The sequence below is a fragment of the Pontibacter anaerobius genome, from assembly GCF_026241195.1.
GTDB classification, from domain to species: domain Bacteria; phylum Bacteroidota; class Bacteroidia; order Cytophagales; family Hymenobacteraceae; genus Pontibacter; species Pontibacter anaerobius.
In genome coordinates, this window is the sequence record NZ_JAPFQO010000006.1 from 190,151 (window position 1) to 216,856 (window position 26,706).

27 protein-coding genes are annotated in these 26,706 nt (G+C 50.7%); 10 read left to right on the forward strand and 17 right to left on the reverse strand.

Annotation, left to right across the window (positions count from 1 at the left end; translation table 11 throughout):
• Positions 1–82: 82 nt before the first annotated feature.
• The 5 genes from OO017_RS09870 to hppD form a co-directional block, all read right to left on the reverse strand.
• Positions 83–1,372, reverse strand: a complete 1,290-nt coding sequence (locus tag OO017_RS09870) for an acetyl-CoA hydrolase/transferase family protein (RefSeq protein WP_266052312.1) — start codon at positions 1,370–1,372, stop codon at positions 83–85.
• A gap of 53 nt (positions 1,373–1,425) precedes the next feature.
• Complete coding sequence (locus OO017_RS09875) at positions 1,426–2,625, reverse strand: phosphoglycerate kinase (RefSeq protein ID WP_266052313.1); 1,200 nt, start codon at positions 2,623–2,625, stop codon at positions 1,426–1,428.
• Between the two features lie 150 nt (positions 2,626–2,775).
• Positions 2,776–3,363 carry a nitroreductase family protein gene (locus OO017_RS09880; RefSeq protein ID WP_266052314.1) on the reverse strand — a complete coding sequence of 196 codons (588 nt, stop codon included), beginning with the start codon at positions 3,361–3,363 and terminating at the stop codon, positions 2,776–2,778.
• A 319-nt stretch (positions 3,364–3,682) separates the two neighbouring features.
• Positions 3,683–5,416: a phospho-sugar mutase gene (locus OO017_RS09885; protein ID WP_266052315.1), complete on the reverse strand. Its 1,734-nt coding sequence runs from the start codon at positions 5,414–5,416 to the stop codon at positions 3,683–3,685.
• 197 nt (positions 5,417–5,613) lie between these two features.
• Positions 5,614–6,738, reverse strand: coding sequence for a 4-hydroxyphenylpyruvate dioxygenase (hppD, locus tag OO017_RS09890; protein WP_266052316.1), 1,125 nt, complete (start codon positions 6,736–6,738; stop codon positions 5,614–5,616).
• A gap of 147 nt (positions 6,739–6,885) precedes the next feature.
• Between hppD and OO017_RS09895 the strand changes: the two genes are divergently transcribed.
• From OO017_RS09895 to OO017_RS09910, 5 genes are all read left to right on the forward strand, one after another.
• Positions 6,886–7,284: a hypothetical protein gene (locus tag OO017_RS09895; RefSeq protein ID WP_266052317.1), complete on the forward strand. Its 399-nt coding sequence runs from the start codon at positions 6,886–6,888 to the stop codon at positions 7,282–7,284.
• Between the two features lie 225 nt (positions 7,285–7,509).
• Complete coding sequence (locus OO017_RS09900; protein ID WP_266052318.1) at positions 7,510–7,959, forward strand: DMP19 family protein; 450 nt, start codon at positions 7,510–7,512, stop codon at positions 7,957–7,959.
• Positions 7,899–8,075: a DMP19 family protein gene (locus OO017_RS20025; RefSeq protein WP_369426427.1), complete on the forward strand. Its 177-nt coding sequence runs from the start codon at positions 7,899–7,901 to the stop codon at positions 8,073–8,075. Before OO017_RS09900 ends, OO017_RS20025 begins: the two co-directional genes overlap by 61 nt.
• An 82-nt stretch (positions 8,076–8,157) precedes the next feature.
• Positions 8,158–8,550, forward strand: coding sequence for a hypothetical protein (locus tag OO017_RS09905; protein ID WP_266052319.1), 393 nt, complete (start codon positions 8,158–8,160; stop codon positions 8,548–8,550).
• Positions 8,551–8,628: 78 nt separating this feature from the next.
• Complete coding sequence (locus OO017_RS09910; RefSeq protein ID WP_266052320.1) at positions 8,629–9,342, forward strand: SGNH/GDSL hydrolase family protein; 714 nt, start codon at positions 8,629–8,631, stop codon at positions 9,340–9,342.
• Between the two features lie 75 nt (positions 9,343–9,417).
• On the opposite strand, the gene OO017_RS09915 is transcribed toward OO017_RS09910, so the two are convergent.
• Positions 9,418–9,636, reverse strand: a complete 219-nt coding sequence (locus tag OO017_RS09915; RefSeq protein ID WP_266052321.1) for a cold-shock protein — start codon at positions 9,634–9,636, stop codon at positions 9,418–9,420.
• A 497-nt stretch (positions 9,637–10,133) separates the two neighbouring features.
• On the opposite strand from OO017_RS09915, the gene OO017_RS09920 reads away from it, so the two are divergent.
• Positions 10,134–10,511: a methylglyoxal synthase gene (locus OO017_RS09920; RefSeq protein ID WP_266052322.1), complete on the forward strand. Its 378-nt coding sequence runs from the start codon at positions 10,134–10,136 to the stop codon at positions 10,509–10,511.
• Positions 10,512–10,727: 216 nt separating this feature from the next.
• Positions 10,728–11,315, forward strand: coding sequence for a hypothetical protein (locus tag OO017_RS09925; RefSeq protein ID WP_266052323.1), 588 nt, complete (start codon positions 10,728–10,730; stop codon positions 11,313–11,315).
• Between the two features lie 75 nt (positions 11,316–11,390).
• Here OO017_RS09925 and OO017_RS09930 read toward each other — a convergent pair whose 3' ends face one another.
• The 10 genes from OO017_RS09930 to OO017_RS09975 all read right to left on the reverse strand — a co-directional run bounded on the left by OO017_RS09930 (position 11,391) and on the right by OO017_RS09975 (position 21,516).
• Complete coding sequence (locus OO017_RS09930; protein WP_266052324.1) at positions 11,391–12,554, reverse strand: acyltransferase family protein; 1,164 nt, start codon at positions 12,552–12,554, stop codon at positions 11,391–11,393.
• Positions 12,555–12,917: 363 nt separating this feature from the next.
• Positions 12,918–13,892: a tryptophan--tRNA ligase gene (trpS, locus tag OO017_RS09935; protein WP_266052325.1), complete on the reverse strand. Its 975-nt coding sequence runs from the start codon at positions 13,890–13,892 to the stop codon at positions 12,918–12,920.
• Between the two features lie 89 nt (positions 13,893–13,981).
• Positions 13,982–14,533 carry a copper resistance protein NlpE N-terminal domain-containing protein gene (locus tag OO017_RS09940; RefSeq protein WP_266052326.1) on the reverse strand — a complete coding sequence of 184 codons (552 nt, stop codon included), beginning with the start codon at positions 14,531–14,533 and terminating at the stop codon, positions 13,982–13,984.
• Between the two features lie 310 nt (positions 14,534–14,843).
• Positions 14,844–15,755: an EamA family transporter gene (locus tag OO017_RS09945; RefSeq protein ID WP_266052327.1), complete on the reverse strand. Its 912-nt coding sequence runs from the start codon at positions 15,753–15,755 to the stop codon at positions 14,844–14,846.
• Between the two features lie 257 nt (positions 15,756–16,012).
• Positions 16,013–16,816, reverse strand: a complete 804-nt coding sequence (locus OO017_RS09950; RefSeq protein WP_266052328.1) for a queuosine precursor transporter — start codon at positions 16,814–16,816, stop codon at positions 16,013–16,015.
• 135 nt (positions 16,817–16,951) lie between these two features.
• Positions 16,952–17,416, reverse strand: a complete 465-nt coding sequence (locus OO017_RS09955; RefSeq protein WP_266052329.1) for a heme-binding domain-containing protein — start codon at positions 17,414–17,416, stop codon at positions 16,952–16,954.
• A 124-nt stretch (positions 17,417–17,540) separates the two neighbouring features.
• Entirely contained in the window at positions 17,541–18,458 is a 918-nt protein-coding gene (locus tag OO017_RS09960; RefSeq protein ID WP_266052330.1) for a ribonuclease Z, read from the reverse strand.
• 14 nt (positions 18,459–18,472) lie between these two features.
• Entirely contained in the window at positions 18,473–18,850 is a 378-nt protein-coding gene (locus OO017_RS09965; protein ID WP_140619406.1) for an STAS domain-containing protein, read from the reverse strand.
• A 54-nt stretch (positions 18,851–18,904) separates the two neighbouring features.
• Positions 18,905–19,852, reverse strand: coding sequence for a phosphoribosylaminoimidazolesuccinocarboxamide synthase (locus OO017_RS09970; RefSeq protein WP_266052474.1), 948 nt, complete (start codon positions 19,850–19,852; stop codon positions 18,905–18,907).
• A 194-nt stretch (positions 19,853–20,046) separates the two neighbouring features.
• Positions 20,047–21,516, reverse strand: a complete 1,470-nt coding sequence (locus OO017_RS09975; RefSeq protein WP_266052331.1) for an SDR family oxidoreductase — start codon at positions 21,514–21,516, stop codon at positions 20,047–20,049.
• A 153-nt stretch (positions 21,517–21,669) separates the two neighbouring features.
• Here OO017_RS09975 and OO017_RS09980 point away from each other — a divergent pair, with 153 nt between their 5' ends.
• A complete protein-coding gene (locus OO017_RS09980; protein WP_266052332.1) occupies positions 21,670–22,107 on the forward strand; it encodes a nucleoside deaminase in 438 nt (145 codons plus the stop codon).
• Positions 22,108–22,116: 9 nt separating this feature from the next.
• Here the strand turns inward: OO017_RS09980 and OO017_RS09985 are convergent, their stop codons facing one another.
• Positions 22,117–23,592 carry a helix-turn-helix domain-containing protein gene (locus tag OO017_RS09985; RefSeq protein WP_266052333.1) on the reverse strand — a complete coding sequence of 492 codons (1,476 nt, stop codon included), beginning with the start codon at positions 23,590–23,592 and terminating at the stop codon, positions 22,117–22,119.
• A 162-nt stretch (positions 23,593–23,754) separates the two neighbouring features.
• Between OO017_RS09985 and aceB the strand changes: the two genes are divergently transcribed.
• Together aceB and aceA are read left to right on the forward strand one after the other, a co-directional pair.
• A complete protein-coding gene (aceB, locus tag OO017_RS09990) occupies positions 23,755–25,353 on the forward strand; it encodes a malate synthase A (protein WP_266052334.1) in 1,599 nt (532 codons plus the stop codon).
• A gap of 44 nt (positions 25,354–25,397) precedes the next feature.
• Positions 25,398–26,678, forward strand: coding sequence for an isocitrate lyase (aceA, locus tag OO017_RS09995; RefSeq protein WP_266052335.1), 1,281 nt, complete (start codon positions 25,398–25,400; stop codon positions 26,676–26,678).
• The last annotated feature ends 28 nt before the right edge of the window (positions 26,679–26,706 follow it).

A 26,706-nucleotide genomic window follows, 5' to 3' on the forward strand; every position in this document is an offset into this window, starting at 1 on the left:
CAAGAAAAAACTCCCCGAGGTAAGGTGACATCGGGGAGTTATAAGTATGAATTTCACGTTGCTTCTTTGTAAATCTTTGGTCCTATAGGTATCCGTATCGCTCAACGGCTTCCCGCTCCAAACGCTCTCTGTGCTCTGGGTGCGCAATGCTGATGAGCGCCTTTGCTCGCTGCCGCAGGTTTTTACCGTACAGGTAAGCCACACCATACTCTGTCACCACGTAATGCACGTGAGCCCGAGTGGTGGTAACGGCGGCCCCTTCATTTATCAGTGGCGTTATTCTGGAGATGCCTTTGTTGGTAACAGAAGGCAGCGCGATGATCGGTTTACCTCCTTTCGATAAGGCTGCACCGCGTATAAAGTCCATTTGCCCGCCAATGCCGGAGAACTGGTATTTACCGATGGTATCGGATACCACCTGGCCCGTCAGGTCAATCTCGATGGCGCTGTTAATGGCCGTTACTTTCTGGTTTGAGCGGATGATGGTGACATCGTTCACATAGTCGGTGCGCTGCATCAGGATGAGCGGGTTGTCATCCACAAAGTCGTAGAGTTTGCGGTTGCCCACAATAAAGCCTGTTGCAATGCGGCCCGGGTGCCTGTATTTGTGCTCATTCGTTATCACGCCTTGCTCCACCAGTTGCATCACCCCGTTCGACATCATCTCTGTATGGATACCCAATTCTTTATGGTTAGTAAGGCTGCCGAGCACCGCGTCCGGTATGGCACCTATACCCATTTGCAGCGTTGCCCCGTCTTCCACCATCTCAGCGATATATCTGGCAATGGCTTTTTCCTTATCAGTAATGCGCAGGCTATAGTCTACCTCCGGCAGGGCCTCGTCTACCTCTACCAGCACATCAAACCGCCTAACATGTATCAAACCATCGCCGTGTGTGCGTGGCATCTGTGGGTTTACCTGTGCTATAACGTGCTTGGCACTCAGAACCGCCTGCCTGGTTATATCTACTGAAACACCCAGAGAGCAATAGCCGTGGCGGTCCGGCGGGGATACGTGTACAATGGCTACGTCCAGTGGCATGTGGCCAGATCGGAAAAGGTTCGGAATCTCGCTCAGGAAGATAGGCACATAGTCGCCACGGCCCCCATTTACGGCATCCCTGACGTTTGCCGAGACAAAGAGCGAGTTAATGAAAAAGGAATCTTTGTATCGTTCGTGGGTAAGCGGTAAATCGCCATAGGTGGAGATACCAACCAGTTCCACGTCCCGCAGTTCATCCGCACGCTCCGCTAATTTCCTTATCAGGTATTCTGGAGTGGCCGCGCTGCCCTGTATAAATACACGGTCTCCGGACTTAATGACCGAGAGGGCTTCCTCGGCTGATTTATAGGTAACTCTGTTATTGAACATAGTTATAAAAAAATACTGCCCTTCTGGTTTAGGGAAGGGCAGAGGGTATAACATCAGTAATCGTTGCGTTCGAGAGCGGCCACTCCCGGCAGGGTTTTGCCTTCCATATACTCCAGCAGGGCACCGCCTCCGGTTGATACATACGAAACGCGATCGGCGTAGCCAAACTTGTTAACGGCTGCGGCAGAGTCACCGCCGCCTATCAGCGAGTAAGCGCCATTGGCTGTAGCGGCTACCACGGCATCGGCCACGGCCTCGGTACCCACCGAGAAGTTCGACATCTCGAATACCCCCATCGGGCCGTTCCAAAGTATGGTTTTGGAGTTGGCTATAACAGCTGCGTACTGCTCACGAGCGTCCGGACCGATATCCAGGCCCATCCAGTTCTGCGGTATGTGGTGGCTCAGTTTTGTGTCGATGTTGGCATCGTTGCTAAAGGCATCGGCAATAACAGAGTCCACCGGAATCATGATGTTGACGCCTTTGTCTTTGGCCATTTTGATGAGGCGATTTGCCAGGTCCAGTTTGTCTTCCTCCACCAGCGAAGATCCGATCTGGCCACCGTCGGCCTTCACAAAAGTAAACGACATGCCGCCACCTATCAGCAGGTTATCCACGCGGTCCAGCAGCTTCTCTATGATCAGGATCTTGTCTGATATTTTGGCTCCGCCCATGATAGCGGTATAAGGGCGCTCGGCATTACCCAGCACGCGGCGGGCGTTCTCCAGCTCAGCCTGCATCACGTAGCCCATCATCTTGTCGGTCGGGAAGTAACGCGCAATAACGGCTGTGGAGGCGTGCTCGCGGTGGGCCGTTCCGAAAGCATCATTCACGTACACATCGCCCAAGGATGCCAGCTCTTTGGCAAAGTCAGGATCGCCTTTTTCCTCGGCTTTATGGAAACGCAGGTTCTCGAGCAGCAGAATCTCGCCGGGCTGCAACTCCTGTGCCAGCTGCGCCGCCTCAGGGCCAACACAGTCAGGGGCAAAAAGTACGCGCGTCTTAAACTCCTGCTCCAGGCGCGGCACCAGGTGGCGCAGCGAGAATTTCTCCTCCGGCCCGTTCTTAGGTCGGCCCAGGTGCGACATCAGGATAACGGCTCCGCCATCGTTCAGGATCTTATTGATGGTAGGCACTGCCGCACGAATGCGGGTGTCGTCGGTAATGTTGTATTCGCTATCTAAGGGCACGTTAAAGTCTACACGCACCAGGGCCTTTTTGCCGGCAAAATTATACTGGTCTATCGTTCTCATGAAGTATGGTTATGATTTCTGTTATGGTTAACTCATTTTTCGTGTTTCACAGAAAATAGTTGCTCTACAAATATAGCGATTTGCCTATAGTTTGGTAAGGTGAGGCATCAAAAGAAACAAGGCAGAAATGATTAGGGGATTGAAGCAGCATTACTTTACCCAGGTTACCTTCTCTTCCAGCGGAACGGTGCGCTTGCCCTCGCCGACAGCCTGGTCAGCATAGCCCAGGTATAAAATGCCCAGCACCACATCCTGCTCCCGCAGCTGCAGGAACTTTTTCATACTTGGGTGATAGGCCATGCCGCCCGAGCCCCAATAGCTGGCAATACCCAACGCAGCGGCCCCAAGCAGCAGGTTCTGGATGGCGCAGGAGGTGGCGGCAATTTCCTCCAGTTCCGGAATCTTAGGCAGGTCGCCGCGCCGCATGTAGGCTACCACTACATGCGAGGCTTTGTCGCCCATGTGCAGCAGCTTTTCATACTTGTCGGGCATAAACTTATCGTTGGGCATATTTCGCCTGTACAGTTCAGCGTGGCTCTGGCAGAAACCAGCCACGGCAGCATCCGCATAAACGATGAAGCGCCAGGGTTCGGTATGGCCGTGGGTAGGAGCCCAGTCAGCCAGCTGCAGCAGCTGATTTACTTGCTCATCAGGAATGCGCTGGCCGCTCATTTTAGGGGGCTTGGTGGTGCGGCGCGTTTCGATTACCTGCTTTATACTTTGAAATTGGTCGTTCATGTGTTAAGTTATTTTTGGGTTGCCTAGGAGTAAATATAGGCATCAATTAATAAAGCGGCGGGAGTATGAAATTGTTAAGTGACATGGGAATCGATTTCTGAATCATAGTGTACCTGAAGCCTTTACAGGTGTACCCATTCGGCAAGTATACTTCTGCTTAAAATGGGCGCGAGTTACAAATTCGTACCAGCGGAAAGGGCAGCAATAAGCAAGTATAAATCTTCTGTCAGATACACCCTGGCACCAACTAAAAAATGGCTAAACCGCTGATTTATACTTCAGCAATTTAACCATTCTATTTAGAGTAAACTTTGAATGCTTACTTCAGCTTCAGGTCCTTCAGCATCTGCTCAATTTTCTGGTTCAGCTTCTGCTCAGTGGCGTCGTAATCAGCGGCAGAGGCTAGCGGCTCGTTCACGCTGATGTAGAACTTTATCTTTGGCTCGGTGCCGGACGGACGCGCAGATATTTTGCTGCCGTCTTCGGTTACGTATTGCAGCACGTTCGAGCTTTCAAGCGTCAGTTTATGCTCCTCGCCGGTCATGATAAGTTTGCGGGTACTCATCTTGTAGTCGCGCACTTCCACCACGTCAGAACCAGCGATCTGCTTTGGCGGGTTGCTGCGCATGTCGGCCATCATCTGCTGAATTTCCTCGGCGCCGCGTTGTCCTTTTTTGGTGATGGAGAGCAGCTCCTCTTTGTAGAAGTTATACTTCTCGTACATGCTTACCATCATCTCAAACAGGCTTTGGCCATTATCTTTGGCCACGGCAGCAATTTCCGCTATCAGGGCGCAGGCCGAGATGGCATCTTTGTCACGCACAAAGTCGCCGATCATGTAGCCGTAGCTTTCCTCGCCGCCGCCAATGTATACTTCCTTGCCCTCTTTCTCCCGGATCACCTCCGCGATATACTTGAAGCCGGTCAGGGTCTCGTACATGGTCACGTTGTAGCTGTCGGCAATCTCCTTAATCAGGTCGGTGGTTACGATGGTTTTTACCACGAACTCTTTGCCTGTGAGTTTGCCGGCTTTCTGCCAGGCCTGCAGCAGGTAATTGATCAGTAGGGCACCGGTCTGGTTACCGTTCAGCAGCACAAACTCGCCTTTCTGGTTCTTCACCGCAATGCCTACCCGGTCGGAATCCGGATCGGTGGCCAGCACCAGGTCAGCGTCAATTTCTTTGGCTTTGTTCAGTGCCAGCGTCATGGCCTCTTTCTCCTCCGGGTTCGGGTACACTACGGTCGGGAAGTTGCCGTTTGGCTCCGCCTGCTCCTGCACCACATGCACGTTGGTAAAACCGAAACGCTTGAGCACCTCCGGCACCAGTGTAATGCCTGTGCCGTGGATAGAGGAGAACACGATCTTGAGGTCGTGCTGGCGCTTGATGGCCTCCTGCGAAATAGACAGCTTCAGCACCTCCTGCATGTAAGCCTCGTCCAACTCTTCGCCAATCATCTCGATCAGCTCCGGGTTTGGCTGGAACTTCACCTCATCTATACTTGTGATCTTGTTTACTTCGCCGATGATGTTCTTGTCGTGCGGGGCAGTTACCTGCGCGCCATCATTCCAATATACTTTGTAGCCGTTATACTCTTTCGGGTTGTGCGAGGCAGTTACCACCACACCGCTCTGGCAACCCAAGTGACGTATGGCAAACGACAGCTCCGGGGTAGGGCGAAGCGCCTTGAACAAGTATACTTTTATGCCGTTGGCAGAGAAGATCTCGGCGGCGATGCGGGCAAACACGTCGGAGTTGTTGCGGCAGTCGTGGGCGATGGCCACCTTCACCTGTTCATCCGGGAAGTTCTGCTTCAGGTAATTGCACAGACCCTGTGTGGCCATGCCTAGAGTATAACGGTTCATGCGGTTGCTGCCAGCTCCCATTATACCGCGCAGACCGCCGGTGCCAAACTCCAGGTCGCGGTAAAACGCGTCAGACAGCGCCTCGTGCTCATTGCGCTCCAGCATGCCACTTATCTCGCTTTTGGTAGCCTCATCGTAGTTGCCGGCCAGCCACTGGTCAATTTTCTGTTTTATGGATGTGTCAATCATAGTCTGTTTATGCTGATGTTTAGTAGCTTAATCTCTTAATTAAAGTATAACGCTGACTGTTGGCAGGCGTTAAGACAAAAAATCACACCAGCTCTTGCCGTACCCGAAGCACAGCCCAAGAACTGGTGTGAAATATAGTTATATCAAAATAAAGGTATTTTAGCCACATTTACACGCGGCTATACTTTATTTTTAGCCTAAAGGTTGCCGCGCAGCTCCTGCTCGCGCTCAATAGCTTCGAACAATGCCTTGAAGTTGCCCTTACCGAAAGATTTTGCTCCTTTGCGCTGGATGATCTCATAGAATACGGTTGGTCTGTCTTCCACCGGCTTAGTGAAGATCTGCAGCAGGTAGCCCTCGTCGTCGCGGTCCACAAGTATGTTCAGCTTCTTCAGGTCTTCCATGTCCTCGTCAATCTTGCCGATACGCTCAAACAGGTCGTCGTAATAGGTTTCCGGCACGTACAGGAACTCCACGCCACGGCGGCGCAGCTCGCTTACGGTATGCAGAATGTCGTTGGTGGCCACGGCAATGTGCTGCACCCCGGCGCCTTTGTAAAACTCCAGGTACTCGTCTATTTGCGATTTTTTCTTACCGGCGGCTGGCTCGTTTATCGGGAATTTGATATAACCGTTTCCGTTGGACACTACTTTAGACATAAGGGCGGTGTACTCGGTGCTGATGTCTTTGTCATCGAAAGTAAGGAGCAGGTTAAAGCCCATCACTTTCTCATAAAACTCTACCCACTCGTTCATGCGGCCCAGCTCCACGTTGCCTACGCAGTGGTCCACGTACTTCAGGCCAACCGGCTCAATATCCAGTATGCTTTGCTTCGGCACGTAACCCGGCATAAACACGCCGTTGTAGTTTTTGCGCTCCACAAAAGTATGGATGGTCTCGCCATAGGTATGGATAGAGGCTGTTTTTACTTCGCCATGCTCATCGGTGAGGGTTGTTGGGCCTTGGGCTGGTCTTGCGCCACGCTCCACTGTTCCTCTGAAAGCTTCCTCGGCATCATCTACCCACAGGGCCAGAACTCTTACGCCGTCGCCGTGCAGGTGCACGTGCTTCGAGATCTCAGAGTTAGGGTCGAAGGAGGTGGTGAGCACCAGGCGGATTTTCTCCTGCTGCAGCACGTAGGAGGCACGGTCGCGTACACCAGTTTCGGGGCCTGCATAGGCCACAAGCTTAAAGCCGAAAGCAGTCTGGTAAAAATGAGCGGCCTGCTTGGCGTTGCCCACGTAAAACTCAATGTGGTCTGTGCCGTTAAGTGGAAGAATATCTTTAGCTACAGTCTCTGCGGTTGCGGTTTTCGTATTCATAGTTTGTTTGATTAGTTACTAATGTATTACGTAAAAATACAGCTTTTACTTAACTATCAAAAGCTTGGGAGCCTCAGGCAAATTATCAAACCTATTTCTTGCAATTGCTGAGGCATGTTTCCAACTTTGTAAAAAATACGAGACGACATGAACGCAAAAGCCCTGAACGAGTCCATTGTGGCCATCCTGGAGAAGAAGCAAGAGTTACGAGCGCTTGACTACAACGATGCGCGCTATGATGACATAGAGGAAGAGCTGCACGACCTGGAAGACGATTTTAACGAAGAGTACGGCGATGAGCTGGAAGATGTGCTGGAGGATGTACACGGCAAGATAAAGTCTGATGCCGACATTCTGCTGCCAACCGCTTACCTGGCCAGCTCGCTGGACGGCAAAGAGCTGGAAGAAGGCGACGACAACGAAGGCGTTTGGGTAGAGTCTGATTCTTTCCCGGGCGTGGAGATGCGCCTGGTGCTGGTGGCCAACCCACCCCGCGTGCTGCTGGTGCTCGCAGACCAGGAACGCGTGCTCTGGACCGCTGAATAGTTAGATATTTTATACGTTGGCAGCCATCTGGTTGCTGGTTTATACTTGCCGCGCTTACCAAAGCTTTACGCTTGGGTGGGCGCGGTTTTTTTGTGGTTGATTTTTAGGTATATTGTGTTGGAGAAATATATAATTTAGGCTTTAAAGTATAAATTAGGCTTTAGATATAATACAGATAAGCTGAATTGATTTCCGTTTATACAGTAGTTGTGGTGCATTAACTCTATGAAATTAAAATTCTACACACTCACCTTTGTAACAACACTTTCAATAGCTTTTACATCCTGTGGTGATGAATTAAAAGCTACAAAAAACCAACAGCAGCCCAAGATGACAATAGATCAAATCTTAAAAATGGATGATGCACACTTAGCTGTCATAGAGCTTGATACACGGGTATACGAGCTATCAGAATACGGTGATGACTTGAGTAAATTAACAGAGCCTCAAAAAGTGTTGCTGTTTGTAGAAAACGTCGAAAGGGAAGTAAACAATGGCGGATTTAATCAGTTTTTCTGGAATTCAAGCGGTGATTATGCTCATGAATCGTTAGCTGCGCTAGAAGTGATAGGTGCTAAAAAAACAGCTGATATAATAAGAAGGGCTATTGCTCAATGCCCCAGCAGACTGTACCTAAAGACAAAACAGAAAGAGAAGAGTTGCTGGGGCAAATAGAAGAGAAGGCTGAAGCTGTTTGGGGAAAATGTGAAGAAGAGTTTTTCGCTTACGATGAAGATATATCTCAATTGTTAATTGAATATGTAAAGAAGCATAAGCAAGAATTCAACTAAAATAACGATACCACAATACGGTGCAGCCTTAACCCTTGCTATGCTGCAGGCTTCGGCTGCACAAATACGTTAACCTACAATCATGAATTTTGAACCTCCAATAGCAGAACGAGAGACAGACGAGCTTATTCAAATAGTCAATTTCCCAGATGATTGGAATCCAGTGGCTGTTGAGCAAGCAAGGGCCGAACTTTTAGCCAGGAACATTTCACCTGAGTACAATACCAAGAAGGTGGCAGTTCTGAAACGTTACAAGCAGAAGAAGAGGGAGTTTGCTAACAAAAGAAAGGCAAATGAAGGATACCACTGGGAAGATTTTATTTTCAGCCTGGATGATGTACTTGTTGAAATGCTTTTCGACTGGGACATGAAGAAAGACGGGTATTTAATAAAGCATCGACAAAGAAAGTATTCATTCTTCATCCTCGCGATACTGATCCTAACACTCTGTGTCTATTGGAATCTGGTAAAATAACAACTAGAAATATTGGGCAAGCTTCATTTTCGGCTATACCTTGTCCACAGCCAATACTAATCGTTATATAAAAAACTCATGAGAAACATCAAACTTACCTTCACCCTTCTACTCTTCACCATGCTTTCCACAGAATTCGCCCTTGCCCAGGACTGGCCGCAGCTGAACAAATATAAAGAAGCCAACGCAAAGCTAGAAACCCCGGCACCGGGCGAGAAAAGGGTCGTGTTTATGGGTAACTCCATTACAGAGGGCTGGAGCAACCATAACCCTGAGTTTTTCGAAGGCAAGCCCTACATTAACCGGGGCATAGGCGGCCAGACCACGCCGCAGATGCTGGTGCGGTTCCGGCAGGATGTGATAGACTTGAAGCCTGAAGTGGTAGTGATACTGGCAGGCATCAACGACATTGCAGGGAACACCGGCCCCTCTACGGTAGAAATGATAGAGGATAACCTGATATCTATGGCACAGCTGGCGAAAGCTAACGGGATTAAGGTTGTGCTGTCTTCGGTGCTACCGGCGCTGGATTTCAGCTGGAGGCCAGGTATGGAGCCAGCCCCCAAAGTCATCGCTCTAAATAAAATGATCAAGCGCTACGCTGATGAGAACGGCCTGGTATACCTGGATTATTTCTCGGCAATGGCAGATGCGCAGCAGGGGCTGAAGTCGGAATATACTTATGATGGCGTGCACCCCAACAAGGCCGGGTACGAAGTGATGGCCCCGCTGGCAGAAGCCGCCATAGCCAAAGCAATGAAACAGAAGCAGCCTAAGGGCAGGAGTAAGTAAAGAGGCAGCTTTGGAAGTATAAAGCCATCAAAAAAGGCAGGTCAGAATCTGATTCTAACCTGCCTTTGCTGTATGTTATGCGTTGTCTTTTTCATCGGTAGATGTCTCCTCTTTTTCCTCCGGAGGCGTATCGGTTATGTTACCGAACTCATCCACATACGCGATCATAGCATCTAAGCTGCCGCCACTTGAGTTTTCCTGTCTTTCCAGTTTGCGCTGCACTTTTTCCTCTTTTTTCTTCTGCTTTTTCTTTTCGCGCTGCTTTTTCATGAAAGTGTTTTGAGATCTGGCCATAGCATATATTTTTATGTGAGAAATGCGCCTCCGGCCCTGGGCCTGGCTCCATACCAAAAACAAAGTATGGGGCTGCTGAGGCGTTTTAAGTTAATAGCAGCTGTACCCAAAAAGCACTTGCCTGCATTAGGTATACGCCTGGCAGGCGCTGAAGTACCAAAAGTATTTCCTTCGCTAAGACTTTAATGCTAAAGGAGCTGCTGAAATATGAACCCTGAAAGATGGTTTCTGATGGTGCCGCGGGAAAGGATGTACCAAAAAGCGGCTACAAACGAAGATCAGACGTGAAATCAGGATGTAACAATAATACAAAGATAGTAAAATTCCGGGAGAAAGTCAGGCTCTCAGGCAGGTTTATGGGGAGTTTGGGCATAAACAGATGCAGTGTTCTGACATTGAGGGGCCTTACAGATTGTAAACACCGGTATCCCATAACCAAAAAAACAGTATCTTTAGGAAAGGCATCCGAAGCGGAGGCCCAAAACAAAATAATGCTTATGAAAACCACTACAATTGCGCTAATAGCACATAATCAGAAAAAAACTGACCTGCTGAACTGGGCAAAGACACACCGTGAGGAGCTTGTGAAGCACGAGCTGATCGGCACCAGCAACACCTCCAAGCTGCTAAACGACATGCTGGAGCTGAACGTGAAGCCCTTCGGACACGGCCCTAGCGGCGGGGATATACTTTTAGCAGCCAAGATGCTGCAGCACGAGGTTCAAAAGGTCATTTTCTTTATTGATGCTGAAACCCCGCATGGCCACGAGCACGATATCCAGACCCTAATCCGTACTGCTGTGATCAACAACATTCCGATAGCCCTTAACCGCGCCACGGCCGACCTCGTTATCCTGGAGACGCAGGAGGGTTAATTTATACTTGATTCCTGAAATGAAAAAGCTCTCGTGGTGAGAGCTTTTTTTCGTTAACACGGCTACCCGAACGTTGTACTGTTTTGATGGGCTTTACATTGCTTGTATCCCGCTTAAACTTATATAACCAGGTGCTTTACTGTTTATACTAACCCCAGGAGCAGATTAGTCCGTAGGAGATAGTATACTCACTATTTGACCAAAACAGATACAACTATGAAAACAAAACAGATAAGCTTATTAAAGTATATTAGAAACGGGGCGTGTTTTGCCTTGCTGGCTGGCCTTGTTGCCTGTGGTGGGGAAGGCGAAACTACCACGGCCACCGAAGAAGAAGTGGTAGCTACCGAAGAAATGGAAGACGATGCCGGTGTGATGGATAACTGGGACACTGAAAGGTTTAATACGACCTTTGCCTCTAACAACCGTTATGGGGAGTGGGACGAGAATGATGATGACCTGCTCGACGAGAATGAATTCTACGGCGGGGTATACGACACCTGGGACCTAAACGACGATGACCTGCTGGATGAGAATGAGTGGACCACCGCCACAAATGATTTTGGTATAGAGAACCAAAACTGGAAGGATTGGGACACAAACGCAGACAACAGCCTGGATGAAAATGAGTTTAGGACTGGTATGGGTAACACCAGCTATTACACCGACTGGGACGCAGACAAAGACAAAATGATTAATGAACGGGAGTACTCGGATGGCATCTTCGGCCTTTGGGACGACAACGATGACGATATGTTAGATACAAACGAGTATGAAAGGTATAATCGTTATTACGGCTCCTGATCCTATTATACAAATATAAAAGAGAAGCGCCTGCCGATTTCGAATCCGGCAGGCGCTTCTCTTTTATACTCGTATTTATACTTTAACGTAGATGCGGTTGCGGTCCATTAGGTAGCCCATCTGCCAGTGCAGCAGCATGTATGCCAGCGCAAACATCAAGGAGGCAAACTCCCCCTCCCCCCAGCTCAGGAACCAGTTTTGGTAGATCCAGCTGCTTAGTCTGGTTTCCTCATCCACTTTTATAAAACTAAGTGTTTTGATGACGAGGATAGACATGGCATAGATAAATAGTGGGTTCTTGCCGAACACCTCAAAAAAATAAGTCCATTTTTTTGAGTTAAATACTTCAATAACAAGCATGAGCGCACCAAGTACCAGAATGACAAGGCCCACGGTGTATAACGTATAAGAACTTGTCCAGAGAGCTTTATTGATCGGGAAGGCCACGTCCCACAACAGCGCCACCACTATAACGGCGGCTCCGGCCAGGTTGAGTTTAAAAACAGTGCTCAGGTTGTTGCCGTTTTTCTGGATGAACATACCCACAAGGTAACCGGCCACCACATTCACAGCTGCCGGCAGCGTACTCAGCAATCCCTCCGGGTCAAAAGGGATACCGTAGCCTTTGTAAAGCACCTCAGGGGAGAAGAAAAGCAGGTCGAACTTTAGGGCAGCGTTCCCTTCCAGCGAGTAAGGGTCCGGCTGGTTGCCGAAAAAGTACAAAACAGCCCAATAGCCTAATAGCACCACCGCACTGAAAATAACAGCGCCTTTTATTTTGAAGTAGTGCACCACCAAAGAACCAATGAGGTAGGCAAGGGCAATTCGCTGCAGCACTCCCATTACGCGTATAGTCGAAAAATCGAACAGCTCCAGGCCTCCGCCCTCAGCATGCGCCATAAACGGGAAAGCCCGTAGTAACAAGCCGATAAAGAAGATAATAGCCGTGCGCTTTAATACTTTCGTCAGGAAAACGCTCTCAGGCTGTACATCGAATTTGCGCATGCTAAAGCTCATGGCATTGCCCACGGCAAACAAAAAGGCCGGGAACACCAGATCGGTGACGGTAAAGCCGTGCCAGGGTGCGTGGCGGAGCGGGGCATAGATGGTGCTCCAACTGCCGGGCGTGTTTACGATCACCATCAGTGCCACGGTTAGGCCCCGCAGCACATCCAGCGAGAGGTAACGCTCTGTTCTTTTCAGGGTCAGGGGAATTGATTCTGCTACTATGTTCGCCATACTTGAGAGATCAGGTTTTTTAGATAAAGTATAGATTATCGCCTTAAGATATAGAGAATACACGATATGTTAAACAGCCTGATGCTGAATCGGCGTGAAAACATGAAAAAAGCGGCAGCCGATATTACGCAGCTGCCGCTTCATCTTTAAACAATTGTCCTTTCAGAACATACTTCAAAAGGTACTCCCTTCAAGTATAGATAGGCTTTTCTATCTTTCCTGTCACCCTAAAAGGATCTTTTGGGCCAGTGGCAATAGCTTAAGGTACCTGCAGCCAGGTTTCTTTACAGCATGACAGAAGTCCATTTACTAGCTTTCTGTAGAACTTAACGACCCTGCTCTCCCGGAGGGGATAGGGGCAGTCTAATACCCTAGCTTCTCACGCACACGCTCCAGCACTGGTGTAGCAATAGCCTTGGCCTTTGCGGCTCCTTCCAGCAGTTTCTTGTCCAGTTCCGGTAGGTTGTTCATGTAGTAGTTAAATACCTCTCGCTCCTTGGCATATTTTTTTATAATAAGTTCGTAAAGCGCCTGTTTGGCGTGTCCGTAGCCGTAGCCGCCGGCCAGGTAGTTCTGGCGCATGGTCTCCACGTCCTCTGGCGAGGCCAGCAGGCTATAGAGCTTAAAAGTGGTATCTTCGTCCGGGTTCTTAGGCTCTTCCAGTGCGGTGCTGTCCGTTACGATGCCCATAATAGTTTTGCGAAGCGGTTTGTCGGCCTCAAAAATATCGATGATGTTACCGTACGACTTGCTCATCTTCTCGCCGTTAACGCCTGGTACGGTCATCACGGTCTCATCGGTAGATGCCTCTGGCAGCACAAACGTATCGCCATAAATGTGGTTGAATGAGCTGGCAATGTCGCGGGTGATCTCCAGGTGCTGTATCTGGTCTTTGCCCACCGGCACAAAGTTGGCGTCATACATCAGGATGTCAGCTGCCATCAGCACCGGGTAGGTAAACAAACCGGCATTCACATCGGCCAGGCCGCGGCGCGAGGATTTATCTTTAAACGAGTGGGCGTTAGCCAGCATCGGGAACGGTGTAAAGCAGCTCAGGTACCAGCTTAGCTCCGTCACCATCGGCACATCCGACTGGCGGTAGAATATATGCTTATCCGTATCGAAACCAAAGGCAAGCCAGGCCGCAGCCACTGAGTAGGTGTTGTGTCGCAAGGTCTCTGCATCGCGGATGGTGGTCAGCGAGTGCATATCGGCAATAAAATACATTGCCTCCTGGTCGGATGTTTCGGAGAACTTGATAGCAGGAATGATAGCGCCCAGCAGGTTGCCCAGGTGCGGGCGGCCCGTGCTCTGGATGCCTGTAAGATAACGTGCCATAGGTTAGAGTCTTCTTTGTTTGATGTGCAAATTACGCGAAAATGCTGCAAACATGCCTAGCCCATTTAGCACAATTCCATACCTGTAGCTTAAAGTTTACGGAGCGAGTAGTTCTTCGAGTCGCTGATCTCCTCCTGCCGGTTGTTGAGCAGCTTCACTTCCGTTTCGCTCACCTGCTGGAAATACATCAGGTTCAGATCACCCTCCATCGGGATTAGCTGCAGAATCACCGCGTCAGGGTCTTGCTTGTTGCCCTTCGCCAGAATCCATTTGCCACTGCCTGAAACCACGCTTTTGTCGTCTGGCTTGCCCACGTACATCTGCTTCATGGTAAACGTACGGTTCAGGTCCTTTGGACCGCCTGTAAGTATAAGCTCAGTGCGGATGCCCTTGCAGTCGGCACAAGCCATAATGCCCCTGAAAGTACCGCTCGGAGGAGCCATTACGGGAGCAGGGGCCTTATCTTCTGCTTTGGCAGCTGTTGCTTTACCTTTTGCCGTGGCTTTTTTTGATGTGGCCTTATTGCTGACTTTGCGGCTTTCCTCCAACCATTCCTTATAGCTTTTACCGGATTGGGCCTGTGCCTGCTGCAGGCCAAGTGTAAGTGTAAATAGGACGAAAAACGTGATTATTGTTTTCATGTGGCAAGTAACTTGTGGTTCTCACTGCATTTGCAAAAAGTAAAGCAGTTCAGCAAATGGCTTTTGTTCCGTTAAGCCGTTTATGTCTTAACTGCTGCAGAATACGGATTATTGTGCTCTGCAGCTAATGTTAAGAGCGTAGTAACAGTTTTTACAAGCACCAAGGTGACGGAGCGGATAAGGTAGAAGCAGCCTGTTTAGATAAGCAAAATTGCACCTATTGTGCAGGGGCAAGGGGCAAAAACAGAAATGGTCAGGTATCTGCACAAGGCAAAACCTGACCATCCTGCAATTAACCATCAACAATATCTCAGGCGGCAGCCAACTCGTGCTCCCGCTTCTTTTGCTTTACAGAACTAACATTAGAAAGTATGATCGCCAATAAAATCAGCGCCACGCCCAGCCATTGCACAGGCCATACTTCCTCATGCAGCACCAGGCTCGACATAAGCACAGCCACCGGTAGCTCTGCGGCGCTAAGTATGGCACTCAGGCCAAGGCCCGTTTTAGGGATACCGTAGGCGTAGAAAAGCGGCGGGATTACCGTGCCGAACAGCGCCAGAACCAGCCCCCACTTCAGCAGGCCGTTAAACAGCGCCCCGCTTACCAGGAATACCGGAGGAAATACGCTTAAAACAAGTATGGCGGCTCCTGTAAGTATTAGTGCACTCTTGGTGGTCGGGTGCAGCGCATTGCCGGCCGATCCGTTTATCATCAGAAAGAACGTGTAGCACAAAGCGGCCAGTAAACCATACGTTATACCTGCCAGATCAAAGTCGGGGATGCTCTCGGAGAAAAGGCGGCCTGCCAGAGCTGTGCCCAAAAGTATAAGTACCACCATACTTAGCTGAAAGCGGCTGGGCAGTTTTCGCTTTATCACAGATTCCAGCAGCAAACTCATCCAGGTGAACTGCATCAGCAACAGGATGGCAATGGATGCTGGAACAGCTTGAACGCATTTGTAATAGAAGATGCTGACAAGGCCGGTGCTGGTGCCCATGGCTACTAGCTTTAGGGCTTCCCTGAACGACGTGTTATTGCTTTTGCTGCCGAGCAGCGTACGCAACAACACGATGGTCCAAAGAATAATCAACCCAAAAAAAACCTGAGTGCCCGTTACCTCACCCAGGTTAAAACCTTCCTTGTAGGCTAGCTTAACAAACGTAGAAAGTACCCCAAAACTGCACGCGCCCATAAACACCAAGGCGACTCCTCTGAACATAATTGTCCCTCCAGTCTAAAAATCAATCAACCAAAAAAATAGCATTGGAGGGGCCGACACAGCCCCAAAAAGAGATTGGGAAGCTGTTACAGGTCGTGCAGCTCGTAGCCTGTGATAAAAATCTGTGTATGTGCTAAATGTGCAGGCATTTTCTATTTTGCAAGACTACAAAGGTAAGGGGCTGGCAAGTATAAATCCAAACAAAAATATTGTTCAAACTTTAATGACCTGACAATCAGAAAAATATTTTTAGCTAATCAGTTCTCACTTTCCACAAACGCTTCCTCAATCTGCGCTTCAGCCTGCCGCTCGCCCAGGTAACCATCAATCAGGTAATGGGCCAGGTAGAGGAGGGGCGTGAGCAGTATGGCAACGCTGAACTTGTAGATGTAGTTAATGAGCGCCACCGACAGCACCAGTTTCATACTCCAGTTACCGAACACGAAGAACGCGATGAACAGCACCACCAATGAGTCAATAAGCTGCGAGACAAGCGTGGAGCCGGTGGCCCGGAGCCAGATCTTTTTGCTGCCGGTAAAGCGGCGCAGCCAGTGGAACACCGTTGCGTCGAGAAACTGCGAGAGCAGGAAGGCCGCCACGGAGCCAAGTATAATGCCCAGGCCCTGGCGGTACACGCTGTTGTATGCGTAGTTTATATCGAAGGGGTTGCCGCTGGCGTCAGTGCTGTTTACATCGAGCCAGAACTGGGCTGGCGGTAAACCGGTTACCGCCGAGATAACCAGGAAAGCATAAAGTATAAGTATAACTGTAAGTATACTTACCTTCTTCACACCGGCCTTGCCGAAATACTCGTTTATGATGTCCGTGGTGATGAAGACAATGGGCCAGATGATGACGCCGGCCGTCAGGTTGAAATCCAGTTTCTCGCCGCCGATGGGTAACTGCGCACCGGGCAAACCGAACAGTGCCTCCGCAGAGAAAATCTTCACGCCAATCAGCTCTGCCAACAGGGCATTGGATATAAAAATGCCGCTGAGCACCAGGAAAAGGTTGGTGCGTTTTTTCTCAGATTTATGCTCGGCGGAAGTTGTCTCGGTCATACTATTTTAAGAGTGGTAAAGGTGCTGTAGCTAATAAATTGATGGAGTAATATAGCTTAAAGTATAAAAGCACAAAGTATAGCTACAGCCCCCAGGCATCAAAGTTATACTTTGCGCTCGCTTTATACTTGCGCATTAGCCTTTCTTGATGGATCTGAACCAGTTCAGCAGCTTCTCTTTTTCCTCTTTGGTAAGCTTGCCTTCCGGGCGCAGCAGCGTGTACGAGGTCATCGGCATTTCTCCTTCCTCAACCATCTCGATGCTTTCCTCCAGTTTATGGTTTGCTTTCTTCTCGGTGTAAGTGCCCCATACCGAGAAGTTTAGGTGGCTGCGGCCTTCGTCAATATGGCTTTTAAGAAACCAGGATGCCGGCGCCACGTCAGCATACCAAGGGTAGGTGGTGGTGTTGGAGTGGCAGTCGTAGCAGGACTCTTGCAGTATTAGCGCCACATCCTGAGGTGGATTGGCGAGGGCGGCAAATTCTTCTGAGGGATTGACCGGTGGGTTGGTCTTATCAATGCGGATGAACTGCATGAGCACCAACAGCACCACAACACCAACCATTAGGCCGGTGGCGGTGAATAGCTTCTTTTTAGCCATAGCTTATACGTATCGTGTTTGTTGATTTTTACCCTCAGCCGGAGGAATGAAGCTGAGGAAATAAATATAAGAAAAAACGATATAAAAGTATGAGCGGGAGAGGAGAAGTATGGTTTGCAGAATTTTACTCCTTCACGCTGAAGATACTGCCTTCCGTTGCCAGGTCGGTGGCCGTGAAAACCTCCTGCGCCTCCTGTAGCAGCGGCGTAAGGTCTTTGTAGCGTACCGAGAAGTGGCCGATAAGCAGGTGGCGCACCTCGGCGGCGGCGGCAAGCGATGCGGCCTGGCGTGCAGTGCTGTGAAAAGTATAAGTCGCCCGCTCACGAAGTTCGTCGGTAAAAGTGGCCTCGTGGTACAGCAGGTCTACGTGGTGCAGGTAGGGGAGCAGCGATGGCTTGTAGCGGCTGTCGGAGCAGTAGGCGTAGCTGCGGCTGCGCTTGGGCTCCAGCGTTACCTCTCTGTTGTGCACCAGTATGTTTCCAGTTTCGTCTTTGATGTCCTCGCCCCATTTCAGGCGCACGAGCTGCGGTGGGCGCAGAAATTCCGGCAGTTTCTCCTTGATAAGCGGACGTGCCTTCAGTTTCTCGCGGAAGATAAAACCACAGCAAGGCACCCGGTGTTCCATGGGTATGGTGTGCACGGTTATACTTTTATCCTCAAAAACCTTTTTGTAGCAAGTTGTATCCAGCTCGTGGAACACAAGCTTAAAGTTGAGGTTGGTGCCGGAGTATTTAAACTGCAGGCTGAGGATTTCGGAGAGGCCGGGAGGGCCGAAGAGGTGCAGTGGCGCTTGGCGGCCCTGCAGGTGCATGGTAGAGATGAGGCCTGCCAGACCGAAGTAATGGTCGCCGTGCAGGTGGCTGATGTAGATATTGCAGATGCGCTGATGCTTTATCTTGTAAAGCATCAGCTGCATCTGCGTACCTTCCCCGCAATCAATCAGGTGGTGCTGATTGCCAAGTGTGAGAACCTGGGCGGTATTATGCCTGTTTGCCGAGGGTGTGGCCGACGAACTTCCAAGAATCCTGAGTTCGAAATCCACAACGGCGTTTTATATTAGTCTTCTTTGTTGGTCAGGTCCTGCTCAATCTCGTGCAGAAAAACACGGTCGATCGCCTCTTCCACAGTTGGCAGAATGTTCAGCACCGACTCCAGCTTAGAGATCGAGATCAGCTTCATCACATGGTCCTGCAATCCGGTCAGGATCAGAAGGCCACTGGATGAGTTGCAAAGGCGGTTAGCGATCAGGATAGAGCTAAGCCCGGAAGAGTCTGTATATTTTACTTCGTTCAGGTCAAGAATCAGGTTGTTGATCCCTTCGGCATTCAATTTCACGAATTCAGACTTCAGGTCCGGTGCAATCGAAGTGTCTAACTTCTTTTCATCTATCGTGATAATTGTGTAGTTTTCTTTCTTATCTATCGTGTACTTCATGGTCAACCAGTAAAGGATTTAAATGCGAATGTACCAAAATCTACTTTAACAAACTTAATTTTTGGTAGTAAAAATATTGTCATTAATGTGTCGCTCAATGCGTTCGAGCACGGCACTGTACTCTTCTTTCAGAAATTTTTCGCCCGTAAATACTTCATAGAGCTCAATATAGCGCTCCGATATGCCTTTTACAACAGCATCGGTCATTTCAGGCACCTGTTGGCCCTCCTTACCCTGGAAACCGTTCTCTATGAGCCACTGGCGCACAAACTCCTTCGACAGTTGTCGCTGCGGCTCGCCGTTTTTCTGGCGCTCTGCGTAGCCTTCGCTATAGAAGTAACGAGAAGAGTCAGGGGTATGGATTTCGTCGATCAGGAAAATTTTACCATCATACTTGCCAAACTCATACTTGGTATCTACCAAAATAAGCCCCCGCTGCTTTGCCAGCTCGGTTCCACGCGTAAACAGGGTTCGGGTATAACGCTCCAACACCAGGTAATCTTGTTCCGACACGATACCTTTTGCCAAAATATCCTCCCGCGAGATGTCCTCATCATGGCCTTCGTCGGCTTTGGTGGTGGGGGTGATAATGGGCTCAGGCAGTTTGTCGTTTTCTTTCAGACCCTCCGGTAGCTGCACGCCGCAAAGCACGCGCTTGCCTTCTCTGTACTCGCGCCAGGCGTGGCCGGCCAGGTAACCCCGAATCACCATTTCTACTTTAAAAGGCTCACAGCGGTAGCCAATGGTTACGTTGGGGTCAGGCGTGCTCAGCACCCAGTTCGGCACAACATCAGAAGTGGCTTTGAGGTTCAGGCTGGCGATCTGGTTCAGCACCTGCCCCTTGTAAGGAATGGCACGCGGCAGCACCACATCAAAGGCCGAGATACGGTCTGTGGCTACTACGGCAATTTTATCCTCAAAATAATAAACGTCGCGTACTTTGCCCCTGTAAAAGCCGGTCTGGCCGGTGAAGGAGAAGTTGGTTTCTTTAATGGCCTCCATTAATGTCTGTGTCGTTATAGGCAAGCAAAGTTAACTATATTTTAGTGGGTAGGAAAAAAATCTAAAAGTTGATAAAAAGCTCAAATCATGGCATAAATATATAGCCAGTAAAAGATATTGAAGTATACTTAGGGTATGGCTTTTAGTTTTATATTTTAGTAGCTATAGCTTGTATATTACCATGAATATTGCTGTTAACGAAATTGCTCTGCTTTTGCCTCGGCCGCACTATAGCTGATGATATTCTGCACCATTCCCCCGAAAATGATGAAATGGAATGGCAAAACGGCGTACCAGTACAGGCGGCCCAGTAACCCGTTGGGGCGGAAAGCAGCCAGTTGCTCCAGGTAATTGCCATCCTCCTCCTCACATATCCTAAACTGCAGCCACGCCTCGCCCGGCAGTTTCATTTCGGCGTAGAGTAGCAGGCGTTTGTTTTTTCTATCGGCCAGCAGCACGCGCCAGAAGTCTATCGTGTCGCCGGCCTTTACTTCTGTGGGGCTGCGACGGCCACGCCTCAGGCCAACTCCTCCCACCACTTTATCCATCAAACCGCGTATCCGCCAAAGGTAATCGGTTTTGTACCAACCGCGTTCTCCACCAATGCTCCAGATGTTGTTCAGGACTTCCTCCGGTGCTCGGTTAAACTTCAGGCGCTGCTTGTCTGTGAGCACGCCATGCTCGGGTATTTGTATAAAATCCATGTAGTTGAGGCGCATGGTGCCGCTTACCAGGGAGTCTTTCCAACTGGATATAACCGAATTCTGCTCTATTTTGGTGTAGGCAAGGCGTACTGCGTGTTCATAGGGCAGGCAACGGTGCGGAATTACATCTTTTATAGTTTGTTGCTGCACCACGGCATCGTTGCGCAGGCTATCTACCAAGCTGCGCGCTAAGGAGTAGTTGGTGCTGGTTACAAAGTATAGCCAGTAAGAGGAGAGGCGCGGCGTGAGTACCGGCAGCGTGAGGATGTAGCGTTTCAGGTGACGAACCTCAGCCAGCTTCAGGAGCATTGTTTTATAGGTCATCACATCTGGTCCGCCAATCTCAAAGCGCCTGTCATAGCAGTCTTCGCGGCCCAGCACCTCGGTCAGGTAAAAAAGCACGTCGCGGATGGCGATGGGCTGGCAGCGTGAGTTCAGCCATTTGGGCGTCACCATCACCGGCAACTTCTCCACCAGGTCGCGGATGATCTCGAAGGAGGCGCTGCCGGAGCCTATGATGATGGCCGCCCGAAGCACGGTTAAATTGGAGTGAGCTGTACTGAGTACATCCTCCACGTGCCGGCGCGAGGCCAGGTGCTTGGACAGGCTTTTATCGTTGGAGATGCCACTGAGGTAGATGATTTGTCGGGCTGTGGTGGAGTTAAGGTAGCTGACAAAATTCGCTGCGGCCATACTTTCTGCAGAAGAAAAATCATCGCTGCCGGAGCCCATGGAGTGCACCAGGTAGTAAGCCGCCCCAATATCACTAGGCAGTTGCGTGAGACCCTCCGGCTGAAGCAGATCACCCCTTACTACCTGCACTTTCTCCTTCAGCGTCTCGGGTAAATCAAATCGGCGCGGGTCTCGCACCATGCACACCACCTCGTGCCGTTGCTCCACCAGCAAAGGCAGCAGGCGCTTGCCAATGTATCCGTTAGCCCCTGTGAGCAAAATTTTCATAGTATACAGTATAAACCCAGCGCAAAGTATACTTCTTACAACAGGCAAGTCAGGGTTTAGTTACCGGAAATTTCCGAACCTCAGCGTAAAAGTATACTTTGTAAAGGATGGTTGCGTAAAGCCCGAAGTATAAACCTCAAACGAAAGTAAAAAATGGATCAGTATTTACAGGCGGCCTTAGACGAGGCAAAGAAAGGTTACAGAGAAGGTGGCATCCCCATCGGGTCGGTGTTGGTGCACAAGGGCAAGATCATCGGCCGCGGCCACAACAAAAGGGTGCAGGAGGGGAGCGTGGTGCTGCACGGCGAGATGGACGCGCTCGAAAACGCAGGTCGCCAGCCTGCCTCCGTATATCGTGAGAGCGTGCTTTATACTACCCTTTCGCCCTGCCCCATGTGCTCCGGCACCGTTTTACTGTATGGCATACCTAAGGTGGTGATAGGGGAGAACCGCACCTTTATGGGCGAGGAGGACCTGCTCCGCTCCAGGGGTGTGGAGGTAGAGGTAGCCGATAACCAGGAGTGCGTGCAGCTGATGCAGCAGTTTATTCGGGAAAAGCCTGAACTGTGGAATGAGGATATCGGGGTTTGATATTCTATCCTACTCCTCCCGTAGCTGCCCCAACACCTGCCCCACCTGCTCCTGCCACAGTTGCTTTTCAAGTATAACCGGCGGTGCGGCACGCTCCAGGCAATCCAGGGCGGGGCAGCGCTCGCAGGTTTCGTTCACTTTCCGGATCATGATGGCGGGGTCTTCGATGAAGTTTAGTTTGTTGCGCAGGTTCTCGTTTAGCAGCAGACCTATACTTACGGTGCCGTGGCGGCTCTCGGAGGGCTGTGCCAGGGCCAGCACCAGGTACTCATTGTCGGAGTTAATGTAGGAGGATCGCTGCAGGCCTACCATGGTTTTGTCGGGATGCTCCGGCTTCTCCAGCTCCTGGAACAGCGTGAGCGAGATCCAGCGGCGGCAGTAGTGCTCGTTCAGGAAAGAGGCGTGGGGGTTGTGCAGTCCCGCCAGGTGAAGTTCCATGCTAAGTATGAATTTGTCACGCTCCGGCTCGTGGTGGAAACGCAGGAAGAACAGCTGCTTAATGTTGAAGAACTTAGGCAGGAGAGAGGTTAGGCGGTGCAGCAGCGTTTCGGGCGAGGTGTTATACTTCTCCATGAGCTGCAGCAGGCGCTGCGGTTGCCAGGTGCTCAATTCAAAGAAACCCTGTACATCCTGCACCAGCCGGTCCTGGTTCAGGAGCAGCGCCCCGGCAAAGTAGGAGGCCATAAAGTTATTCAGCACTTCCTCAAAAGAACCCACCTTTACCCAGGTAGAAGTGTAGGGCCGCTCCTGCAGCTGCAGAAAATGGAAGCCAAGCTCCCTGGACACGGCAAAGGCCTTCTGGTGTTCTGTCAAAGTAGGGTTTAGCAGCAGTCTGGGTTCAGGGCCAGGTATGAATACCGAGCGAAGCGGTGCCAGCTCCGGGTGCTCCTCAAAGCCACTGCTGCCGGTACTGATGCCGTACTGCTGCTGCAGCAAAGCAGCCAGCTCCTCAAAGGTAGGCGTAGCCTCCACATCCAATCCGTGCTGCTCTACAAAGCGCTCTGCCTCCTGTTCGATATCCTCAAAGTAGTTGTCGTGCAGCTCCTGGTACGAGCGCAGCGCCGAGAAATAGAACTGCTCCACGCGCAGGTCGAAGGCGCGGGAAATCTCCAGCAGCGTGTTTACAAAGGCGCTGAGTTTGGCCGGCGCGGTGGCAAACAGGTCCAGCACCCGGCTCATGTCCAGCCCGAAGTGCTCCAGCGGCAGCTCCGAAAGTATGTTCGACTGCAGTAGTTCGCCCACCGGCTGCAGGCGCTTGCTCAGCTGCAGCGACACCAGGTAATCATAGGTCACGCCCAAGGCGTCGGCAATCAGGGCTACCTTGCTCGGCTTCGGGTGTTTTTTCCCTTTCTCAATCTCGTTCAGGTACGATACCGAGATGCCGGTCTTAGCTGCCAGGTCAGTCAGCGAAATGTTTTTGTCTGTTCGTAACTGCTTTACTTTCAGTCCGAAGATCATCCGGATAACGTCTTCCTGCAGTTTCATAGGCATTGAAATCTCTGATTGTTACTCAAGAAAGGGCTTTTTGCGATAATCTCATAAAAAACGTAAAAATTTATTTAGCGAAAATTCGCAAAAAATAAAATGTTCGCGTATACTTAGATAAACACATTTTTATGATAGTATAAACCAGTAATTTGAAAAGCCATGATTATTGAAAGCACTGTAGCGATTAAGGGCACCATGAAGCCGGAATTTGAAAACATCCTGACTCCAGACGCTTTAGAATTCCTGGAGATGCTCCACCATAAATTTGAGGCGCGCCGCAAGGAGTTACTGCAGCTTCGGGCAGGGCGCCAGAAAACCATTGATGCCGGTGAGCCGCTGAACTTCCTGCCAGAAACGGAGGGAGTGCGCCAGGGCGACTGGAAAGTAGGAGCCATACCAGCCGACCTGCAGCTACGCCGCGTGGAAATTACGGGACCAGTTGACCGCAAGATGGTAATCAACGCGCTGAACTCGGGTGCCAATGTGTTCATGGCCGATTTTGAGGATGCGAATTCCCCAACCTGGGAAAATGTGGTGCAGGGGCAGGTTAACCTTCGCGACGCCATCCGCCGCGATATCGACTTTACAGTGCAGAACGGCAAAACCTATCGGCTGAAGGAAAATGTGGCCGTGCTGAAAGTACGCCCGCGGGGCTGGCACCTGCCCGAGAAGCACCTGACCATCGGTGGTGAAATGATGTCCGGCTCCTTGTTTGACTTCGGTTTATACTTCTTCCATAATGCCAGGGAGTTGCTGGCGCGCGGCTCCGGCCCATACTTCTACCTGCCTAAGCTGGAGAGCCACCTGGAGGCCCGGCTATGGAACGATGTGTTTGTGGCGGCGCAGGAAGCGCTGAAAATACCGGTGGGTACTATCAAGGCAACCGTTCTCATCGAAACCATCACGGCCGCTTTCGAGATGGATGAGATTCTGTATGAGTTGCGCGAGCATATCGTGGGACTGAACGCCGGCCGCTGGGACTATATCTTCAGTGCCATCAAGAAATTCAGAAACCGGCCGGAGGTGCTGTTCCCCGACCGCACGGATGTGACCATGCAGGTGCCGTTTATGCAGGCTTATACGTCGCTGCTGGTGCAGACCTGCCACAAGCGGGGGGCACATGCCATGGGCGGCATGGCAGCCTTCATCCCGAACCGCCACGACCCGAAGGTAAACGAGATTGCCTTTGCCAAAGTGAAGGCCGATAAGGCTTTTGAGGCGAAAAACGGTTTTGACGGAACCTGGGTAGCGCACCCGGACCTGGTGGCGGTGGCCAGGGAGGAATTCGATAAGGTGCTGGGCGAGAAGCCGCATCAGAAGGAGGTATTGCGCGAGGATGTGCAGGTAAAGGCTCAGGACCTGACGGACTTCGAAATTCCCGGCGGCAAGATCACCGAAACCGGACTGCGCCTCAACATTAATGTGGGCATCATGTACATCGGCAGCTGGCTGTGTGGCACGGGCGCTGTGGCCATCCATAACCTGATGGAGGATGCCGCTACCGCCGAGATCTCGCGGGCGCAGGTATGGCAGTGGCTGCACCACCCGCATACCAAAACCAATGACGGCGTGGAAATTACAGAAGAGCGTGTGCTGCAACTGATAAAAGAGGAAACGGAGAATATAAAGGAGGAGATAGGCCTGGTGATGTTCAAGAACTGCCACTACGAAAAGGCCTCGCAGCTCTTCTCCGAGCTGGTGCTCACCAATTGTTTCGTCGATTTCCTGACGCTGCCTGCCTACAAGTACATTGATTGATCATCTCCTGAAACAAAGTATAGAAACCGCAAAAATCTAAAGCCATGACTAAGAAAGATAGAATCCAGAAAATAGAAAGAGATTGGATAGAGAACCCACGCTGGGCAGGCATCCGCAGACCATACAGTGCCGAGGAGGTGGTAAAGCTGCAGGGCTCTGTGCAGATAGAGTATACCCTGGCCCGCAACGGTGCCGAAAAACTCTGGCGCCTGCTGCACTCCGAAAATTACGTGGCGGGTTTGGGTGCGCTCACCGGCAACCAGGCGGTGCAGGAGGTGGAGGCCGGACTGAACGCCATTTACCTGAGTGGCTGGCAGGTGGCCGCCGATGCCAACCTGGCGGGTCAGATGTACCCCGACCAGAGCCTATACCCTGCCGACTCGGTGCCGAACGTGGTGAAGAAGATCAATAACTCCCTGCTGCGTGCAGACCAGATACAGAGCGTGAACGGCGAGGGCGAGAAGGATTACATGGTGCCAATTGTGGCGGATGCCGAGGCGGGTTTCGGTGGTAACCTGAATGCGTTTGAGCTGATGAAAATGATGATCGAGGCTGGTGCTGCGGGAGTGCATTTTGAGGATCAGCTGTCGTCGGCGAAGAAGTGCGGGCACCTGGGCGGCAAGGTGCTGGTGCCCACGCAGGAGGCGATCAATAAACTGGTGGCAGCTAGGCTAGCAGCCGATGTGACGGGGGTACCAACCATTGTGGTGGCCCGTACTGATGCCGATGCCGCCAACCTGATCACCAGCGACATTGACCCACGCGACCACGAGTTTATACTTGACCAGCCGCGCACCAGCGAAGGTTTTTACCACGTGCGCTGCGGCATGGAGCAGGGGATAGCACGCGGCCTGGCCTATGCCCCTTATGCCGACCTGATCTGGATGGAGACATCGCACCCGGACCTGAACCAGGCACGCCAGTTTGCCGAGGCCATCCATAAAGAATTTCCGGGCAAGCTGCTGGCCTATAACTGTTCGCCCTCCTTTAACTGGGCCGCTAAACTGAGTGTGGAGCAGATGGAGACGTTCCGGGAGGAATTAGCCGCCATGGGTTATAAGTTCCAGTTTATCACACTGGCTGGTTTCCATGCCCTGAATATAAGTATGTTTGAGCTGGCTAAGGCCTACAAAGCGCGTGGCATGGCAGGTTATTCTGAGCTGCAGCAACGTGAGTTTGCCCTACAACCGGAAGGTTTCAAGGCCGTGAAGCACCAGTCGTTCGTGGGAACCGGTTATTTCGATGCGGTGCAGAACACCGTGACTTCTGGCGCTACCTCCACAGCGGCCCTCGTGGGCTCTACCGAGGAAGAGCAGTTTCATTAAGATTAAAGTATAAATGGTGAAGCTGAAA

Excerpts from the sequence above, each read along its gene's own strand:
- OO017_RS09870 (WP_266052312.1), bottom strand. The coding sequence starts at position 1,372 with ATGTTCAATAACAGAGTTACCTATAAATCAGCCGAGGAAGCCCTCTCG.
- OO017_RS09875 (WP_266052313.1), bottom strand. The coding sequence starts at position 2,625 with ATGAGAACGATAGACCAGTATAATTTTGCCGGCAAAAAGGCCCTGGTG.
- OO017_RS09880 (WP_266052314.1), bottom strand. The coding sequence starts at position 3,363 with ATGAACGACCAATTTCAAAGTATAAAGCAGGTAATCGAAACGCGCCGC.
- OO017_RS09885 (WP_266052315.1), bottom strand. The coding sequence starts at position 5,416 with ATGATTGACACATCCATAAAACAGAAAATTGACCAGTGGCTGGCCGGC.
- hppD (WP_266052316.1), bottom strand. The coding sequence starts at position 6,738 with ATGAATACGAAAACCGCAACCGCAGAGACTGTAGCTAAAGATATTCTT.
- OO017_RS09895 (WP_266052317.1), top strand. The coding sequence starts at position 6,886 with ATGAACGCAAAAGCCCTGAACGAGTCCATTGTGGCCATCCTGGAGAAG.
- OO017_RS09900 (WP_266052318.1), top strand. The coding sequence starts at position 7,510 with ATGAAATTAAAATTCTACACACTCACCTTTGTAACAACACTTTCAATA.
- OO017_RS20025 (WP_369426427.1), top strand. The coding sequence starts at position 7,899 with ATGCCCCAGCAGACTGTACCTAAAGACAAAACAGAAAGAGAAGAGTTG.
- OO017_RS09905 (WP_266052319.1), top strand. The coding sequence starts at position 8,158 with ATGAATTTTGAACCTCCAATAGCAGAACGAGAGACAGACGAGCTTATT.
- OO017_RS09910 (WP_266052320.1), top strand. The coding sequence starts at position 8,629 with ATGAGAAACATCAAACTTACCTTCACCCTTCTACTCTTCACCATGCTT.
- OO017_RS09915 (WP_266052321.1), bottom strand. The coding sequence starts at position 9,636 with ATGGCCAGATCTCAAAACACTTTCATGAAAAAGCAGCGCGAAAAGAAA.
- OO017_RS09920 (WP_266052322.1), top strand. The coding sequence starts at position 10,134 with ATGAAAACCACTACAATTGCGCTAATAGCACATAATCAGAAAAAAACT.
- OO017_RS09925 (WP_266052323.1), top strand. The coding sequence starts at position 10,728 with ATGAAAACAAAACAGATAAGCTTATTAAAGTATATTAGAAACGGGGCG.
- OO017_RS09930 (WP_266052324.1), bottom strand. The coding sequence starts at position 12,554 with ATGGCGAACATAGTAGCAGAATCAATTCCCCTGACCCTGAAAAGAACA.
- trpS (WP_266052325.1), bottom strand. The coding sequence starts at position 13,892 with ATGGCACGTTATCTTACAGGCATCCAGAGCACGGGCCGCCCGCACCTG.
- OO017_RS09940 (WP_266052326.1), bottom strand. The coding sequence starts at position 14,533 with ATGAAAACAATAATCACGTTTTTCGTCCTATTTACACTTACACTTGGC.
- OO017_RS09945 (WP_266052327.1), bottom strand. The coding sequence starts at position 15,755 with ATGTTCAGAGGAGTCGCCTTGGTGTTTATGGGCGCGTGCAGTTTTGGG.
- OO017_RS09950 (WP_266052328.1), bottom strand. The coding sequence starts at position 16,816 with ATGACCGAGACAACTTCCGCCGAGCATAAATCTGAGAAAAAACGCACC.
- OO017_RS09955 (WP_266052329.1), bottom strand. The coding sequence starts at position 17,416 with ATGGCTAAAAAGAAGCTATTCACCGCCACCGGCCTAATGGTTGGTGTT.
- OO017_RS09965 (WP_140619406.1), bottom strand. The coding sequence starts at position 18,850 with ATGAAGTACACGATAGATAAGAAAGAAAACTACACAATTATCACGATA.
- OO017_RS09970 (WP_266052474.1), bottom strand. The coding sequence starts at position 19,852 with ATGGAGGCCATTAAAGAAACCAACTTCTCCTTCACCGGCCAGACCGGC.
- OO017_RS09975 (WP_266052331.1), bottom strand. The coding sequence starts at position 21,516 with ATGAAAATTTTGCTCACAGGGGCTAACGGATACATTGGCAAGCGCCTG.
- OO017_RS09980 (WP_266052332.1), top strand. The coding sequence starts at position 21,670 with ATGGATCAGTATTTACAGGCGGCCTTAGACGAGGCAAAGAAAGGTTAC.
- OO017_RS09985 (WP_266052333.1), bottom strand. The coding sequence starts at position 23,592 with ATGAAACTGCAGGAAGACGTTATCCGGATGATCTTCGGACTGAAAGTA.
- aceB (WP_266052334.1), top strand. The coding sequence starts at position 23,755 with ATGATTATTGAAAGCACTGTAGCGATTAAGGGCACCATGAAGCCGGAA.
- aceA (WP_266052335.1), top strand. The coding sequence starts at position 25,398 with ATGACTAAGAAAGATAGAATCCAGAAAATAGAAAGAGATTGGATAGAG.